The organism is Streptomyces sp. SID5910 (genome assembly GCF_009862125.1).
GTDB lineage: Bacteria > Actinomycetota > Actinomycetes > Streptomycetales > Streptomycetaceae > Streptomyces.
In genome coordinates this window covers 1-15,599 of the sequence record NZ_WWHX01000743.1, presented here as the reverse complement: position 1 = coordinate 15,599, position 15,599 = coordinate 1, and the positions used below count along the sequence as shown (strand labels likewise).

Sequence of the window (15,599 nt, the reverse complement as noted above, 5' to 3'; positions counted from 1 at the left end):
TCCGAGGCCACCGAGGCGCTGGAGCGGGAGCTGCCCGCCGACGCCTGACGTCGACCCGGCCTGGCGCCCGAACGGCACCAGGCCACTCGTGTTCCTCGGACCGCTCGCGTTTCAGGCCACCGCGGGCACACCGACCGGCGCGTGCGGGCCCACGTACCGGGCCGCCGGGCGGATGATCTTCGAGTCCCCCGCCTGTTCCAGGATGTTCGCGCTCCAGCCCACCACCCGTGCCGCCGCGAACGTCGGCGTGAACATCTCGCGCGGCAGACCGCACAGCTCCATGACGACGCCCGCGTAGAACTCGACGTTCGTGTGCAGTTCCCGCCCGGGCTTCAGCTCCGCGAGGATCGCCTCCACCTGGCGCTCCACCTCGACCGCGAACTCCACGCGCGGGCCGCCGAAGCCCTGCGCCACCTCGCGGAGCAGCCGGGAGCGGGGGTCCTCCGTGCGGTAGACCGCGTGGCCGAAGCCCATGATGCGGTCGCCGGCGAGCACCCGTTCACGGATCCAGGGGTCGATGCGGTCGGGCGTGCCGATCGCGTCCAGGGTGTCCAGCGCCCGGCTCGGCGCCCCGCCGTGCAGCGGTCCGGAGAGTGCCGCCACGGCTCCGGCGAGGCAGGCCGCCACGTCCGCACCCGTCGAGGCGATGACGCGCGCGGTGAACGTCGACGCGTTGAAGCCGTGATCAATGGTGGAGATGAGGTACTGCTCGACCGCCCGCGTGCGCCGCTCGTCCGGCTCCGTGCCGGTCAGCATGTACAGGTAGTTCGCCGCGTACGGAAGGTCCTCGCGCGGCTCCACGGGTTCGAGTCCCCGCCCGAGCCGGTGCAGCGCGGTGAGGAGCGTCGGTACGGCCGCGGCGGCCGCGAGGGTGTCCTGGCGGCGCCGGCCGGCGTCGAGGTCGTACACCGGCCGGAAGCCCTCGGCCGCGCCCAGCAGGGACAATGCCGTGCGCATGCCGGCGAGCGGGCCGGAGCGTCCGCCGGCCGCCGCGATGGCGGGCAGCGCGGCCTTCACCTCGTCGGGCAGCCGTCGCAGCGCCGCGGTCTCGGCGGCGAAGGCGGCACCGCGCCGCGCTTCCGGCAGTTCGCCGTCGACCAGGAGATGCCAGACGTCCTCGAAGGTGCGCGTCCGCGCCAGTTCGACGGCCGAGTACTGCCGGTAGTGGTAGAAGCCCTCAAGACCCCTGACGTCACCGACCTGGGTGTCGGTGACCACGACTCCCGCGAGTCCTCGCGGCACGTTGACAGACATGCTTGCCTCCCTGAATCCACTCCAACTGTCTATAGTTGACTGTCTGCCTGTCAATATTGATCGAGTCAATGTAAGACACGACCCCGGCCCGGAGGATCGATACGGTGACCCCCATGCGCGATCAAGAACCCGGCGGGCCCGCCGCCGCCCCCGAGGGGCGTCTGACCACCCGGGAGGCCGCCGAGCTGCTGGGCGTGAAACCCGAGACCGTGTACGCGTACGTCAGTCGCGGCCAGCTCGGCAGCCGGCGCGCGCCCGGCGGCCGGGGCAGCACCTTCGACGCCAAGGAGGTGCAGGCGCTCGCCCGCCGCAACCGGCGCGAGACCGGCACCGTCCAGACCTCCGGACAGGAGCTGGCGGTCCGCACCCGGATCACACTCATCGAGAAGGACCGGTACTACTACCGGGGCGTCGACGCCGTGGACCTCGCCTCGCGCCACAGCTACGAGGAGGTCGCCGAGTGGCTGTGGACGGGGCGGCTGCGCCCCGGCGTCTCCTTCACCGCGCCGGAGGAGTCGGTGGCCGTCGCCCGCCGGGCCGTCGACGCCCTGCCCGAGCACGCCGGCCCCGCCGACCGGCTGCGCGTCGCGGCCATCGCCGCCGCGGCCGCGGACCCGCTGCGCTTCGACCTGTCCGAGGACGCCGTGCTGGGCACCGCCCGCGTCCTCATCCCCACCCTGGTCGCCGCCCTGCCGCCCGTACTGCGCGAGCACGCCGACCGGGGACCGCTCGCCCACCGTCTGTGGACGCGGCTCAGCGGGCGCCCCGCCGACGAGGCGTCGCTGCACGTCCTCGACACCGCGCTCTCCCTGCTCGTCGACCACGACCTGGCCGCCTCCACCCTCGCCGTGCGGGTCGCCGCGTCGGCGCGGGCCCACGCGTACGCGGCCGTGTCCGCCGGGCTCGGCGTGATCGAGGGCCCGTTGCACGGCGCGGCCGCCGGGCTCGCCCACCGGATGCTGCTGGAGGTGCTCGACCAGGGCAGCGCGGCACCGGTGATCGCGGAGGAGCTGCGGGCCGGCCGCCGCATCCCGGGTCTCGGCCACCGGCTCTACCCCGGCGAGGACCCGCGCGCGCGTGCCGTGTTCAGCCTTCTGGAGGACGTGCCCGGGGCCGCGCCCGCCCTCGCCGCGGCCCGCGACGTGGTGGCCACCACCGCCCGCCACACCCCCCTGCACGCCAACGTCGACCTGGCCCTCGCCGTGTTCACCGTCTCGTCCGGCATGCCCGTCACCGCCGGCGAGACCGTCTTCGCGGTGGCCCGTACGGCGGGCTGGATCGCGCACGCGCTGGAGGAGTACGGCGAACGCCCGCTGCGCATGCGGCCCAGTGGTCTGTACTCGGGTCCGAGGCCGCCGCAACCCCTGCCGGAGTAGCTCACGAGCGCGGCTGGAAGCCACCAAGAGCCAAGTCAGGTTAGGCTCACCTCTGTGAGTACGTGCTCAACCGTCTCCCGGGACCTCGACGAGCCCGTTTCCGGGACGGCACCGGTCGCGAGGACCTGGCTGCTGCTGGAGCAGCCGGGCCCCTGGGGCGCGAAGGCGCTCACTTCGAGCCACCTGGATCCCACGCTGGGCCGCGCCTTGGAGGCGGCCGTGAAGGGGACGGGCGTACGCATCGCGCTGATCCGCCGCCCCGGCCGCCACGCGGACCGCCACACCGCCGCGGACCGCCGGGTGTACGTGGCCCACACCACGCCGGGCGACGCGTGGGTGCGCGGCGCCGTCCTCACGGACCCCCGCCGGCTGCTCGACCTGGACTTCGCCGCGCTCGGCAGGGGCGACCACCGCTCCTTCGACACGGCGCTCGCGGGCGGCCCCCACACCGGCGATCCGCTCGTCCTCGTCTGCACCAACGGCAAGCGCGACCGCTGCTGCGCCCTCCTCGGCCGTCCCCTGGCGGCCGAACTCGCCGCCTCCGGCCTGGAGGGCGTCTGGGAGGTCACCCACCTCGGCGGGCACCGTTTTTCACCGACGGTGCTCGTACTGCCGTACGGGTACGCGTACGGCAGGGTCCGCGCCGACGACGTCCGGGGCATCCTGCACGGCGTCCGGGACGGCCGGATCGTGGTGGACAACTGCCGCGGGAACTCCGCGTGGGACCGCCCCGGCCAGGCCGCCGAACTGGCCGTGCGCTCGGCACTGGGCGAGGACGCCGCGCAGGTGCTGGGCGTCGTCCGCACCGACGGCTGCGCCCCGCGCTGGGAGGTGACCGTCGCCCACGCCGACGGGCGGCACTGGCGGGTCACCGTCGCGCAGGGCGCGTCGCTGCCGGCCCGCCCGGAGAGCTGCGGGGCCTCGGTGCTCGGCTCGCCCGCCCGGATGGAGGTCACGGCGGTCCGTGAGCTGACAGTGACGGCCCTGGCGAGCTGAGGCCGGGGGCGCGGAACGCCGGGCCCTTCTGGCCGTCCGCTCACCGGGCAGCTCTCGCGAGGGCCCGTCCACGAGATCCGCACCACACCCCGCCACGGCATGCCGCGGCCCCCACGTACCGTCATGGGTATGAGCTCCACTCCCCCCGTTCGCCGCCTGCGCCTCGGTCTGCCGCGGCGCATGTTCTCCCAGGTGCTGCTGATGCAGCTGGCGATCGCCGCGGGAGTCGCGGTGCTCGCGACCGGGCTGTTCCTGGCACCCCTCGGCGATCAGCTGGACGACCAGGCGATGCGCCGGGCCCTCGCGATCGCGCAGACCACCGCCCAGCAGCCGGGGATCGCGCGGGACGTGCACGACACGCCGCCGACGGCGGGCGGCCCGGTGCAGCGGGAGACGGAGCGGATCCGCGAGGCGACCAAGGCGGAGTACGTCGTCGTCATGGACCGGCAGGGGGTGCGCTGGTCGCACACCGACCCGACGCGGATCGGCTCGGTCGTGTCCACCGACCCCGGGCAGTCCCTGGCCGGCCGTGAGGTCATGGAGATCGACGACGGCACCCTGGGCCGCTCCGCGCGCGGCAAGGTCCCCCTGCGCGACAGCGACGGCGACATCGTCGGGGCGGTCTCGGTGGGCATCGCGTACGACAGCGTCCGGGCCCGGCTGATCCACGCCATTCCCGGGCTGCTCGCCTACGCCGGGGGCGCCCTGGCCGTCGGCGCGCTGGCCGCCTGGCTGATCGCGCGCCGGGTCCAGCGGCAGACGCGGGACCTGGCCTTCTCGGACATCGCGGGGCTGCTCGCCGAGCGCGAGGCCATGCTGCACGGCATCCGGGAGGGCGTCGTCGCCCTGGACCGCGGCGGCCGGGTCCGGCTCCTGAACGACGAGGCGCAACGCCTGCTGGGCATCGGCACGGAGGCCGTGGGCCGCTCCCCCGACGCGGCGCTCGGCGCGGGCCGCACCGCCGACGTCCTGGCCGGGCGGGTGACCGGTACCGACCTGCTGACCGTGCGCGGCCAGCGGGTCCTGGTCGCCAACCGGATGCCCACCGACGACGGCGGCGCCGTGGCCACCCTGCGCGACCGCACCGAGCTGGAGCAGCTCGGCCGGGAGCTGGACTCGACACGCGGTCTGATCGACGCCCTGCGCGCGCAGGACCACGAGCACGCCAACCGCATGCACACACTGCTGGGGCTGCTCGAACTGGAGATGTACGACGACGCCGTGGAGTTCGTCGGCGAGGTGGTCGGCGACCACCGGGCCACCGCGGAGCAGATCACCGAACGCATCCGGGACCCGCTGCTCGCCGCCCTGCTGGTCGGCAAGGCGACCGTCGCGGCCGAGCGCCAGGTCGCCCTGTGGGTGTCGGACCGGACACGGCTGCCGGACCGCCTGGTCGACCCGAGGGGCCTCGTCACGATCGTCGGCAACCTGGTCGACAACGCGCTGGACGCCGTGGCGGGCACCCTCCACGCGCGCGTGGAGGTCGAACTGCGCGCGGAGGGCCGCGCCGTGACGCTCACCGTGCGCGACACGGGGCCGGGTGTGCCCCGGGAGCACCGCGAGCTGGTGTTCACGGAAGGGTGGTCCACCAAGGAACCGCCCGCGCACCGCCGGCGCGGCATCGGGCTCCCCCTGGTGCGCAGGCTCGCGGAGCGGCAGGGCGGCAGTGCCGTCGTCCGCGCGGCGCACGGCGGGGGCGCGGAGTTCGTCATCGTCCTGCCCGAGGCACTGACCGAGGCGGACCCGGAGCCCGCGCTCACCGCCCCCGTGCACACCGCCGCCGAGGAGGAGTCCCGATGATCGAGGTCCTGGTCGTGGACGACGACACGCGGGTCGCTCAGGTCAACGCCGCCTACGTCGAGAAGGTGCCGGGCTTCCACGTGGCCGGCGAGGCGCACAGCGCGGCCGAGGCGCTGCACCGGGTGGAAGCCCTGCCCCGCCTGGACCTGATCCTGCTGGACCACTACCTGCCCGACCGGACCGGTCTGGAGGTCGTCCAGGAGATGCGGCGGCGCGGTCACCAGACCGACGTGATCATGGTGACGGCGGCGCGGGACGTGTCGACCGTCCAGGCGGCGATGCGCCAGGGGGCCCTCCAGTACCTCGTCAAGCCGTTCGCCTACGCGGGCCTGCGCGCCAAACTGGAGGCCTACGCGGAGCTGCGTCGCACCCTCGACGGCGGTGGCGAGGCCGAGCAGGCGGAGGTGGACCGCATCTTCGGCGCGCTGTCGGCGCCCTCGGAGCCGGGGCTGCCCAAGGGGCACTCCCCCACCACCGCCGAACTGGTGCGCCAGTGCCTGATGAACGCCGACGGGCCGCTGTCCGCCCAGGAGATCGCGGAGCGGACCGGGGTGAGCCGCCAGACCGCCCAGCGCTATCTGAAGCTCCTGGAGCGCACGGGACGGGCCAGGCTGACCCTCAAGTACGGTGACGCCGGCCGCCCGGAACACCGCTACGAGTGGGCCACCCGCGCCTGAGAGGCCCGGCCGACGGCGGATGTGACCGCCTTCGGCCTACACCGCCCCGGCCCCCGTCAGCGCCCGCACCTCCGTCTCGGCATGCCGGGCCTCGTCGGGGATCTCCGTGGAGGTGACCGTGCCGAGCCAGCCCGCGACGAAGCCCAGCGGGATCGAGACGAGACCGGGGTTCTGCAGCGGGAAGCACTGGAAGTCGGCGCCCGGGAACAGCGACTGCGGGCTGCCCGACACCACCGGCGACAGCAGCACGAGCACCACGGCCGGGATCAGCCCGCCGTAGACCGCCCACACGGCGCCGCGGGTGGTGAAGCGGCGCCAGAACAGGGCGTACAGCAGCACCGGCAGATTGGCGGACGCGGCGACCGCGAAGGCGAGCCCCACCAAGAACGCCACGTTGAGGTCGCGGGCGAGCAGGCCGAGGGCGATGGCGACGGCCCCGATGCCGACGGCGGCGACGCGTGCCACGGCGACCTCGCTGCGCGGCTCGGCACCGCGGCGCCGCAGGGACGCGTAGAGGTCGTGGGCGACGGAGGCCGAGGAGGCGAGGGTGATCCCGGCGACCACCGCGAGGATGGTGGCGAAGGCGACCGCGGCCACGACCGCGAACAGCACCGTGCCCCCGGTGGAGTCCGCGCCGCCGCCGAGGTCGAGCGCCAGCAGCGGCACCGCGGTGTTGCCCGCCGCGTTCGACGCTCGCACGGTGTCCGGCCCGACGACGGCGGCCGCGCCGAAACCAAGCACGATGGTCATCAGGTAGAAGCCGCCGATGAGGCCGATCGACCAGACCACCGACCGCCGCGCCGCGCGGGCGGTGGGCACGGTGTAGAAGCGGGACAGGATGTGCGGCAGCCCGGCCGTGCCCAGGACCAGGGCGAGTCCGAGGCTGATGAAGTCGAAGCGGGAGGTCCAGTCCCCGCCGTACGCCAGCCCGGGCGCCAGGAACGCCTCTCCGTGGCCGCTGCGCTCGGCCGCCGTGCGCAGCAGCCGGTCGACGTCGCCGTGGAAGCGCACCAGGACGAGCGCGGTCAGCGCCACGGTGCCGCCGAGCAGCAGCACCGCCTTCACGATCTGAATCCAGGTGGTGGCCCGCATCCCGCCCAACGACACGTAGATCACCATCAGCGCGCCGACGCCGATCACGGTCCAGGTCCGCGCCGCGTCGCCCGTGCCCCCGAGCAGCAGCGCGACCAGACTGCCCGCGCCCACCATCTGCGCCACCAGGTACAGCACGGACACGGTGACCGAGGAGGTGCCCGCCGCGATCCGCACCGGCCGTTCCCTCATGCGCGCGGCCACGACGTCCGCGAGGGTGAACCTGCCGCAGTTGCGGACGAGTTCGGCGACCAGGAACAGCACGACGAGCCAGGCGACCAGGAAGCCCACCGAGTACAGCATGCCGTCGTAGCCGTACAGCGCGATGAGGCCGGAGATGCCCAGGAACGACGCGGCGGACATGTAGTCGCCCGCGATGGCAAAACCATTTTCCATCGGGGTGAAGAGACGGCCCCCCGCGTAGAACTCCTCCGCCGATCCCTGCCGGTGGCGGCTCACCCATGTCGTGATCCCCAGGGTGACGGCGACGAAGGTGCTGAACAGCAGCAGGGACAGGGTCTGGTGGTCACCCGTCATGAGGCACCGCCCCGGACGCCACGGGTCAGTTCCTGCGTGTCCCAGCGCAGTTCGAGCGCGGCGCGGTCCCTGCGCAGTCGAGCGTGCCGGGCGTACGCCCAGGTGAGCAGGAAGGTCGTGAGGAACTGACCCAGCCCCGCCAGCATCGCCACGTTCACGGCCCCGGCCACCGGGCGGGCCATCAGTCCGGGCGCCGCCGTGGCGGTCACCACGTAGGCGACGTACCACACGAAGAAGGCGGCGACCGCGGGCCCCACGAACCTGCGGTACCGGCTGCGCACCTCCTGGAAGGCCGCGCTGCGCTGCACCTCCAGGTACACGTCGGCCGCGCCGCGAGGAGCCTTCTCCGCCGCTTCCCGGCGCATCGGGGGCACCGCCGCCGCGGGAACTCCCCCACCCGCCGGCTCGCCCCAGCCGGAGGCGAGGGCGTCGTACCAGGGGTCGTCGTACCTCGGGCTCGCGGACTCCTCGGCGAAGGCGCCGTCCCGGCGCTCGCGGTGGTCGACCGCGACGTCGGGACCGTCCCCGGCGTCGCGGGGGCGATCGTTGCTTGACTGCATGCCCAAGGATGGACAGAACGGGAAGATCCCCGACTCTTCTTCCCCACGCACTTCACCCCATCAGGTGACTCATCCCGCTGGTGGCCGCACGATTCCCTTCCTGTACGCGTAACGCACCGCCTGGGCACGGTCCTTGATTCCCGTCTTGCCGAACAGATTGTTGATGTGGGTCTTCACCGTCGCCGTGGAGACGTGCAGTCTCCGCGCGATCTCCTGGTTGCTGAACCCCTCGGCGATCAGGGCCAGCACCTCGGTCTCCCGGGCCGTGAGCCCGTCCGGCGGCTGTGCCGGCGGAGCCTGCACCGGCTCCGGTTCCGACAGGCGCTCCAGCAGGCGCCGTTGGACGGCCGGCGAGAGACCGGCGTCGCCGGACAGCACGCTGTGCACCGCCCGGACGATCTCGTCCCCGCCCGCGTCCTTGGTGAGATAGCCGCGCGCTCCTGCCCTCAGAGCGGGGAAGAGGGACTCGTCGTCCCCGAAGGTGGTGAGGACGACGACCTGGGTACCGGGGTGCTCGGCGCGGATCCTCCGGGTCGCCTCGACTCCGTCGCAGCGGGGCATCCGCAGGTCCATCAGCACCACGTCCGGTGCGAGCTCGGCGACCAGCCGCACCGCCTCCTCGCCGTCCCCCGCGGCGCCGACGACCTCCACCCCGGGCAGCAGCCCCAGCAGCATGACGATCCCCTCCCGCACGACGGTCTGGTCGTCCGCGACCACCACCCGCGCCGGCTTCCCCCGGACCTCCTCCGTCATACGGGCACCTTCAGTGTCACCACGAACCCCTCCTCGCCCGGACCTGCCCGCAGCGACCCGCCCAGCAGCTCGGCACGCTCCCGCATGCCCAGAAGACCGTACCCACCTCCGGCACCGGCCAGTTCGCCCGGCGGCCCGCCCGAGTCCCGCACGTCCAGCGTCACTTCGCGGGTGCTGTACTCCAGCCGCACCCGGACCCTGGCGCCCGGAGCGTGCTTCCGGACGTTCGTCATGGCCTCCTGGGCGACCCTGCGCACCGCCTGCGACGCCTCGGCCGGCAGCGGTCGGCGATCACCCGTGACGGTGACCTCGGCGCCGTCGGCCGTGCTGACGAGCTGGGTCAGGAAGTCCTCCAGGGGCGTCAGGTCCCCGCGCAGGGCGGACAGCGCCTGCCGGGTCTCCGAGAGTCCGTCGCGGGCCATCCCCCGTGCCGCAACGACCCGTTCGAGGATCTCCTCACGGTCCGCGCCTCTTTCGATCAGCAGTCTGGCCGCCTCCAGGTGCACCAGCTGTGCCGAGAGGCTGTGTGCCAGCACGTCGTGGATCTCCCGCGCGATGCGGGCCCGTTCGCCGAGGGCCGCCGACTCCGCCTCGGCCGCCCGTGCCGCCCGCTCCTGCGCCAGCAGCCGCTGCGCGTTCCCGCGTGCCTCGGCGTCCAGCCGCAGCACGTAGCCGGCGAGCGCCAGCCCGGCCATCGTGGCCGCGGTGGACAGCCACTCGTCGTCGTTGAACGCCGCGTAGGAGGCCAGGGCCACCGCCGTCACGGGGAGCGCGGCCGCGAGGGGCAGCCGCTCCAGCGCGGCGACGGCGCAGCCGCACCAGATGACGAGGGCGGGGATCCGGAAATCGGCGGCCTGGGAGACGACCGCCATGGCCAGCATCGCCGTCATGAGTGCCAGGGACGGCCACAGACGGTGTTCGAGCGTGGTCCGGATGAAGGCCCACGCCGCGCAGACGGTCACCAGGGCTCCGGCCACCGCCGCGACCGCGACCCATCCTCGCACCGGACTGCGGGTGAACGTGCCCCACAGCAGCATGCCGAACACCAGCAGGCGGACGGCCCAGGTCAGCAGGCGTCGGAGGCCGGAGATGCCCTCGCGCCCGAGTGCCTCCTTGGACGGCCACCGCGTCCAGACGTTCTCCGTCACGCGGGCTCCTTCCGGGTGAGGCGGGGCAGGGCGTCACCGTGCGTAGCGTCGGTCGCCGCGCCGGTCGCCGCACCGGTCGTCGCGGCCCGGCCGGCTGCCTGGGCGCGCCGGGCCAGGATCCCGGAGCGGGCGAGGAGTGTCACCGCGAGGGCCAGGAGCAGTGCGGAGGTGTCCTGCCGCACTCCCAGGGCCGCGCCGGCCGCGAAGAGGGCCGCACGCAGCGCGATGCCGGCGGTCCACACGGCGACGCTCGCCCGGCTTCCCCTGCTCCACACGGCACCGTCCGCCGCCACCCATACGCGGGTGGTCCACGCCCAGCCGACTCCGGTGGCCACGCCTATGCACAGCTCCGCGGCGAGCAGCAGGACCGACGCCACGTGGTGATGGGCGTCGATCATGCCGGGCTCCCGCACGGCGATCACGCCCAGGACCACGGGAACGACCCACCACCGCCTGTCGGTGTCGATCCGGTGCGCGCGGAACTGGCGGAAGACGACCAGGCCGGCCACAGCCACGATCATGAGCGCATCGACGAGCCCGGACATCACGGCCTCCGTGAACGGGAGAAGGACGATGCCGGCGGCGGACACCACCGACGCCTTCGACGCTACGCACCTCGCCAGGTCACGGGATCGGCGCCCGGGTGGATCATGGGTGGAGCCTCGATCGGCTCGGGACTCCACCCGCGGGTGGAGAGGCTTCCGGCCGGCCCCCGCTGGCTGGACCCCCGCCCACCAGGCGCTCACACCACGGCCCCGGGCCCCGTCCAGAAGACGGGGCCCGGGGCCGGGCCGGAGGGTACGGCTAGGCGTCGATCCGCGACCGGTCCAGCGTCGCCGCCGAGTTGGAGATGAACTCCTTGCGGGGAGCCACGTCGTTGCCCATCAGCAGATCGAAGACCTGCTCGGCGGACTCCAGATCGGTCAGGTTGATCCGGCGCAGCGTACGGCGGCGCGGGTCCATGGTGGTCTCGGCCAGCTGGTCGGCGTCCATCTCACCGAGGCCCTTGTACCGCTGGATGGAGTCCTTGTACCGGATGCCCTTGGTCTGGAACTCCATGAGCTTGTCGCGCAGCTCGCGGTCCGAGTACGTGTAGACGTACTTGTCCTGGCCCTTCTTCGGCTGGGTGAGCTCGATGCGGTGCAGGGGCGGCACCGCGGCGAAGACCCGGCCGGCCTCGACCATGGGCCGCATGTAGCGGTGGAACAGGGTCAGCAGCAGCGTCCGGATGTGGGAGCCGTCCACATCGGCGTCGGTCATCATGATGATCTTGCCGTACCGGGCCGTGTCGATGTCGAACGTACGGCCCGACCCGGCTCCTATGACCTGGATGATCGCGCCGCACTCGGCGTTCTTCAGCATGTCCGTCACGGACGACTTCTGGACGTTGAGGATCTTGCCGCGGATCGGCAGCAGGGCCTGGAACTCGGAGTTCCGGGCGAGCTTGGCCGTACCCAGGGCGGAGTCTCCCTCGACGATGAACAGCTCACTGCGGTCGACGTCGTCGCTGCGGCAGTCCGCGAGCTTGGCGGGCAGCGAGGAGGACTCCAGGGCCGTCTTGCGGCGCTGGGCGTCCTTGTGCTGGCGGGCGGCGATGCGGGTGCGGGCCGCGGCGACGGCCTTCTCCATGACCACACGGGCCTGCTGGGCGGCGTCGCGCTTGGTCGACGTCAGGAACGCCTTGAGTTCCTTGCTGATCACGTTGTTCACGATGCGCCGGGCCGCCGAGGTGCCGAGGACCTCCTTGGTCTGCCCCTCGAACTGCGGCTCGGCGAGACGGACCGTGACGACCGCCGTCAGGCCCTCCAGGGCGTCGTCCTTGACGATGTCGTCCTCGGCGACGCGCAGCAGCTTCTTGGCCCGCAGCGCCTCGTTCATCGTCTTGGCGACCGCCTGCTCGAAGCCGGCGACGTGGGTGCCGCCCTTGGGGGTGGCGATGATGTTGACGAAGGACCTGAGCGTGGTGTCGTACCCGGTGCCCCAGCGCATCGCGACGTCGACCCCGAGCTCGCGGGTGACCTCGGTGGGCGTCATCTGCCCGTACTCGTCGAGGACCGGGACGGTCTCCTTGAAGCTGCCCTGCCCGCTGAAGCGGAGGACGTCGCAGACGGGCCGGTCACTGGCCAGGAACTCACAGAACTCGCTGATGCCGCCGTCGAAGCGGAAGGATTCCTCGCCCTTGCTGCCGCCGTCGCCGAGGCCGAACTCGTCACGGACGACGATGGTCAGGCCGGGCACCAGGAACGCGGTCTGGCGGGCGCGCTGGTGCAGCGTGTCCAGGGAGAGCTTGGCGTCCTTGAGGAAGATCTGCCGGTCGGCCCAGTACCGCACGCGGGTGCCGGAGCGGCTCTTGGGGATCTTCTTGGCCTTGCGCAGTCCGCTCTTGGCCTCGAACTTCGCGTCCGGGCCGGCTCCGGCGAAGGCGCCCGGGACTCCGCGCCGGAAGCTGATCGCGTGGGTGTTCCCGTCGCGGTCCACCTCGATGTCGAGGCGGGCGGACAGGGCGTTCACCACGGAGGCGCCGACGCCGTGCAGACCGCCCGAGGCCGCGTAGGAGCCGCCACCGAACTTGCCGCCTGCGTGCAGCTTGGTCATGACGACCTCGACGCCGGACAGGCCGGTCTTGGGCTCGACGTCGACCGGGATGCCCCGGCCGTTGTCCCGGACCTCCACCGACGCGTCGTCGTGGAGGATCACCTCGATGTGGTCGCAGTAATTACCGAGGGCCTCGTCGACGGAGTTGTCGATGATCTCCCAGAGGCAGTGCATCAGACCGCGGCTGTCGGTCGATCCGATGTACATGCCCGGACGCTTGCGCACGGCCTCGAGCCCCTCGAGGACGAGCAGGTGCCGCGCGGTGTAGTTGGATCCGTCCCGGTCTGCTCCTGCCAGCAGCGCAGTGGACGGCACGGACGTCTCGGCGGTCACGCGGTTCGCTCCTCGCTGAATTTCAGATGGGGCCCCGCTGGGTAAGGGCGCGGCTCGGTTCACCGGTCAGAGGGTACAGAGGCCTGGTAGAGCCGGTGTAACGCCACCCTCGCGGAAAACTCACCCTAGTCCACGGTCGCATGCTTGTTCGATCCCTCGATGGAGTGAAGTACACATCACGTTCCCTTCGAGGCATGAACCATTTAGGCTCCGGGCACGTCCTCATGAACAAACCGGCAACCCAGCCGGCGGGACCCGACCCACTGACCGACTGCGCGAACCCGTACGACACAGAGACACGCAATACGGCACATTCGCCGCCAACCGGCAACAGCCGGCCACTCGGAAGAAGTTTTTTCGAGGAAAAGCCACGAGCGGGAACGTTTTGGGGCTGGTTGGATGTTGACCCTGGTACGACAGCTCGTCGAGCTAGAGAAGAGGCGACGTGACTACTGTTCTGACTTCCGCGAGCCCGCTGACGGCCGCTGATCGCTGCGACCGCTGCGGCGCCCAGGCATACCTGCGCGTCGTCCTGCTGAGCGGCGGAGAACTGCTCTTCTGCGCCCACCACGGTCGCAAGTTCGAGCCGGAACTCAAGAAGATCGCCGCTGAGATACAGGACGAGACGGAGCGGCTGACGGCCGTTCCCGCGTCTTCCCCCGAGGAAGACCGCTGACACTGCGCGCCCAACGACGAGCGAACCGGCTTCTGGCCGGGTGAGCGGGCGGCCGCCTCCGACACGGAGGCGGCCGCCCGTACTCATGTCCGGCGAGGCCTTCAGGGCGCGTCAGGCGCTCTGGCGCTGGTGCGGGGCCCTGTCCCAGCCCAGCGTCCGCAGAGCGGCGGAGATCCGCGTGTAGACCCCGGGGCTGCCGGGGCGGCCGCAGCCGTTCCCCCAGGACACGAGTCCGATGAGTTTCCCCTGGGCGACCAGCGGTCCCCCGCTGTCCCCCTGGCAGGCGTCGCGCCCGCCGGCTTCCACCCCGGCACACAGCATGGTGCCCGACAGGTACTTTCCGTATCCGCCCCCCGGATACGCCCGTGCGCAGAGGGTGTCGGGCAGTACGCGCACGCGTGACGCCCGCAGACCGTTGGCGTAGTCCCCCGCACCCGAGGTGTCCCCCCACCCGTAGACCAGCGCCTGGGTGTCCGGTCCGTACGAGGAGTCCCCCTCGGCCGCCATGGCGATGGCCGAGCCGGCGGGGAGCGCGCTGGAGAGGGTCAGGACGGCGAAGTCGCCGGCGTTGCTGACGTCGTCGTGCGCCGGGTTCACCCAGACGTCGCGCACGGGAATCTCCTGCCCCTCGTCCGAGAGCAGGTCCGTGCGGCCCGCGATGACCTTCAGGTCGCGCACCTGCGCGGGCGGGGATCCGAGGACCTCCTCGCCGAGGCAGTGGGCGGCCGTGAGCACGGTGGTCGGGCCGACGGCGACTCCCCCGCAGAACTGTCCCGCCCGCGTACCGCCGAACCGGTCACGGCTGGAGAGGGCCACGGTCCACGGACTGTCGGACACGTCGACCGGAAACCCCCCGACGACGATGCTGTCGGTGGCGGCGGAGGCGGAGGCGGGGGCGGCGGACGCCAGCGGTATCGCGGTCGCCGCGGCCGCCAGGACGAGCGGCCGGGCGAGCGCCCGGGCAAAGAGGCGACGCATGCAGACTCCTCACGGAGGGGTGGACAGGGAACACCCAGGGTGATCCACCCGGACGCGCCTCGCACCCGCTGGCCAGCACGAAGGCCCGGCTCCCCAGAGGGGGAACCGGGCCTGTGCCGGTCGCACGCCCGCCTGCGCGGGACGTACGGCCGTGACTAGTCGAGGTAGTCGCGCAGCACCTGGGAGCGCGACGGGTGACGCAGCTTCGACATGGTCTTGGACTCGATCTGGCGGATGCGCTCGCGCGTGACGCCGTACACCTTGCCGATCTCGTCGAGGGTCTTCGGCTGACCGTCGGTGAGACCGAACCGCATGGAGACGACGCCCGCCTCGCGCTCGGACAGGGTGTCCAGGACGGAGTGCAGCTGCTCCTGGAGGAGCGTGAAGCTGACGGCGTCGGCCGGGACGACGGCCTCGGAGTCCTCGATGAGGTCACCGAACTCGCTGTCGCCGTCCTCGCCCAGCGGGGTGTGCAGGGAGATGGGCTCGCGGCCGTACTTCTGGACCTCGATGACCTTCTCCGGGGTCATGTCGAGTTCCTTGGCCAGCTCCTCCGGGGTGGGCTCGCGGCCCAGGTCCTGGAGCATCTGGCGCTGGACGCGCGCGAGCTTGTTGATGACCTCGACCATGTGCACCGGAATACGGATGGTGCGGGCCTGGTCGGCCATCGCGCGGGTGATCGCCTGACGGATCCACCAGGTGGCATACGTGGAGAACTTGTAGCCCTTGGTGTAGTCGAACTTCTCGACCGCGCGGATCAGACCGAGGTTGCCCTCCTGGATGAGGTCCAGGAAGAGCATGCCGCGGCCGGTGTAGCGCTTGGA

The 15,599-nt window shown here is 72.4% G+C and carries 14 protein-coding genes; 5 read left to right on the top strand and 9 right to left on the bottom strand.

Going from position 1 to position 15,599, the window contains the following annotated elements:
• Positions 1-111: 111 nt before the first annotated feature.
• Positions 112-1,254: a citrate synthase/methylcitrate synthase gene (locus tag GTW67_RS26190; protein WP_161163108.1), complete on the bottom strand. Its 1,143-nt coding sequence runs from the start codon at positions 1,252-1,254 to the stop codon at positions 112-114.
• Between the two features lie 113 nt (positions 1,255-1,367).
• Here GTW67_RS26190 and GTW67_RS26185 point away from each other — a divergent pair, with 113 nt between their 5' ends.
• From GTW67_RS26185 to GTW67_RS26170, 4 genes are all read left to right on the top strand, one after another.
• Entirely contained in the window at positions 1,368-2,630 is a 1,263-nt protein-coding gene (locus tag GTW67_RS26185; protein ID WP_161167248.1) for a citrate synthase, read from the top strand.
• Between the two features lie 54 nt (positions 2,631-2,684).
• Positions 2,685-3,626 (top strand): sucrase ferredoxin, encoded by a 942-nt coding sequence (locus tag GTW67_RS26180; protein ID WP_161167247.1) that lies wholly within the window; start codon positions 2,685-2,687, stop codon positions 3,624-3,626.
• Between the two features lie 129 nt (positions 3,627-3,755).
• Positions 3,756-5,426: a sensor histidine kinase gene (locus GTW67_RS26175; protein WP_161167246.1), complete on the top strand. Its 1,671-nt coding sequence runs from the start codon at positions 3,756-3,758 to the stop codon at positions 5,424-5,426.
• On the top strand, positions 5,423-6,103 hold the full coding sequence (locus GTW67_RS26170) for a response regulator (protein WP_161167245.1): 681 nt from the start codon (positions 5,423-5,425) through the stop codon (positions 6,101-6,103). Before GTW67_RS26175 ends, GTW67_RS26170 begins: the two co-directional genes overlap by 4 nt.
• A gap of 36 nt (positions 6,104-6,139) precedes the next feature.
• Here GTW67_RS26170 and GTW67_RS26165 read toward each other — a convergent pair whose 3' ends face one another.
• The 6 genes from GTW67_RS26165 to GTW67_RS26140 form a co-directional block, all read right to left on the bottom strand.
• Complete coding sequence (locus GTW67_RS26165; RefSeq protein ID WP_161167244.1) at positions 6,140-7,732, bottom strand: monocarboxylic acid transporter; 1,593 nt, start codon at positions 7,730-7,732, stop codon at positions 6,140-6,142.
• Positions 7,729-8,292 carry a DUF485 domain-containing protein gene (locus tag GTW67_RS26160; RefSeq protein WP_161167243.1) on the bottom strand — a complete coding sequence of 188 codons (564 nt, stop codon included), beginning with the start codon at positions 8,290-8,292 and terminating at the stop codon, positions 7,729-7,731. The genes GTW67_RS26165 and GTW67_RS26160 overlap by 4 nt, the downstream gene beginning before the upstream one ends.
• Before the next feature lie 69 nt (positions 8,293-8,361).
• Positions 8,362-9,045 carry a response regulator transcription factor gene (locus GTW67_RS26155; protein WP_161167242.1) on the bottom strand — a complete coding sequence of 228 codons (684 nt, stop codon included), beginning with the start codon at positions 9,043-9,045 and terminating at the stop codon, positions 8,362-8,364.
• The gene (locus GTW67_RS26150; RefSeq protein WP_161167241.1) at positions 9,042-10,193 is read right to left on the bottom strand and encodes a histidine kinase; all 1,152 of its coding nucleotides are present in this window, start codon (positions 10,191-10,193) and stop codon (positions 9,042-9,044) included. The genes GTW67_RS26155 and GTW67_RS26150 overlap by 4 nt, the downstream gene beginning before the upstream one ends.
• Entirely contained in the window at positions 10,190-10,738 is a 549-nt protein-coding gene (locus tag GTW67_RS26145; protein ID WP_161167249.1) for a DUF1453 family protein, read from the bottom strand. Before GTW67_RS26145 ends, GTW67_RS26150 begins: the two co-directional genes overlap by 4 nt.
• 259 nt (positions 10,739-10,997) lie before the next feature.
• Positions 10,998-13,121 carry a DNA gyrase subunit B gene (locus tag GTW67_RS26140; RefSeq protein WP_161167240.1) on the bottom strand — a complete coding sequence of 708 codons (2,124 nt, stop codon included), beginning with the start codon at positions 13,119-13,121 and terminating at the stop codon, positions 10,998-11,000.
• Between the two features lie 445 nt (positions 13,122-13,566).
• Here GTW67_RS26140 and GTW67_RS26135 point away from each other — a divergent pair, with 445 nt between their 5' ends.
• Positions 13,567-13,797, top strand: a complete 231-nt coding sequence (locus tag GTW67_RS26135) for a DUF7455 domain-containing protein (protein ID WP_161167239.1) — start codon at positions 13,567-13,569, stop codon at positions 13,795-13,797.
• Positions 13,798-13,908: 111 nt separating this feature from the next.
• Here the strand turns inward: GTW67_RS26135 and GTW67_RS26130 are convergent, their stop codons facing one another.
• Both GTW67_RS26130 and GTW67_RS26125 read right to left on the bottom strand, forming a co-directional pair.
• Entirely contained in the window at positions 13,909-14,775 is an 867-nt protein-coding gene (locus tag GTW67_RS26130; RefSeq protein WP_161167238.1) for a S1 family peptidase, read from the bottom strand.
• A gap of 155 nt (positions 14,776-14,930) precedes the next feature.
• Positions 14,931-15,599 (bottom strand): RNA polymerase sigma factor (locus tag GTW67_RS26125; protein WP_161167237.1); only part of this gene is annotated, 669 nt, incomplete at its 5' end.

Excerpts from the sequence above, each read along its gene's own strand:
- GTW67_RS26190 (WP_161163108.1), bottom strand. The coding sequence starts at position 1,254 with ATGTCTGTCAACGTGCCGCGAGGACTCGCGGGAGTCGTGGTCACCGAC.
- GTW67_RS26185 (WP_161167248.1), top strand. The coding sequence starts at position 1,368 with ATGCGCGATCAAGAACCCGGCGGGCCCGCCGCCGCCCCCGAGGGGCGT.
- GTW67_RS26175 (WP_161167246.1), top strand. The coding sequence starts at position 3,756 with ATGAGCTCCACTCCCCCCGTTCGCCGCCTGCGCCTCGGTCTGCCGCGG.
- GTW67_RS26170 (WP_161167245.1), top strand. The coding sequence starts at position 5,423 with ATGATCGAGGTCCTGGTCGTGGACGACGACACGCGGGTCGCTCAGGTC.
- GTW67_RS26165 (WP_161167244.1), bottom strand. The coding sequence starts at position 7,732 with ATGACGGGTGACCACCAGACCCTGTCCCTGCTGCTGTTCAGCACCTTC.
- GTW67_RS26160 (WP_161167243.1), bottom strand. The coding sequence starts at position 8,292 with ATGCAGTCAAGCAACGATCGCCCCCGCGACGCCGGGGACGGTCCCGAC.
- GTW67_RS26155 (WP_161167242.1), bottom strand. The coding sequence starts at position 9,045 with ATGACGGAGGAGGTCCGGGGGAAGCCGGCGCGGGTGGTGGTCGCGGAC.
- GTW67_RS26145 (WP_161167249.1), bottom strand. The coding sequence starts at position 10,738 with ATGTCCGGGCTCGTCGATGCGCTCATGATCGTGGCTGTGGCCGGCCTG.
- GTW67_RS26130 (WP_161167238.1), bottom strand. The coding sequence starts at position 14,775 with ATGCGTCGCCTCTTTGCCCGGGCGCTCGCCCGGCCGCTCGTCCTGGCG.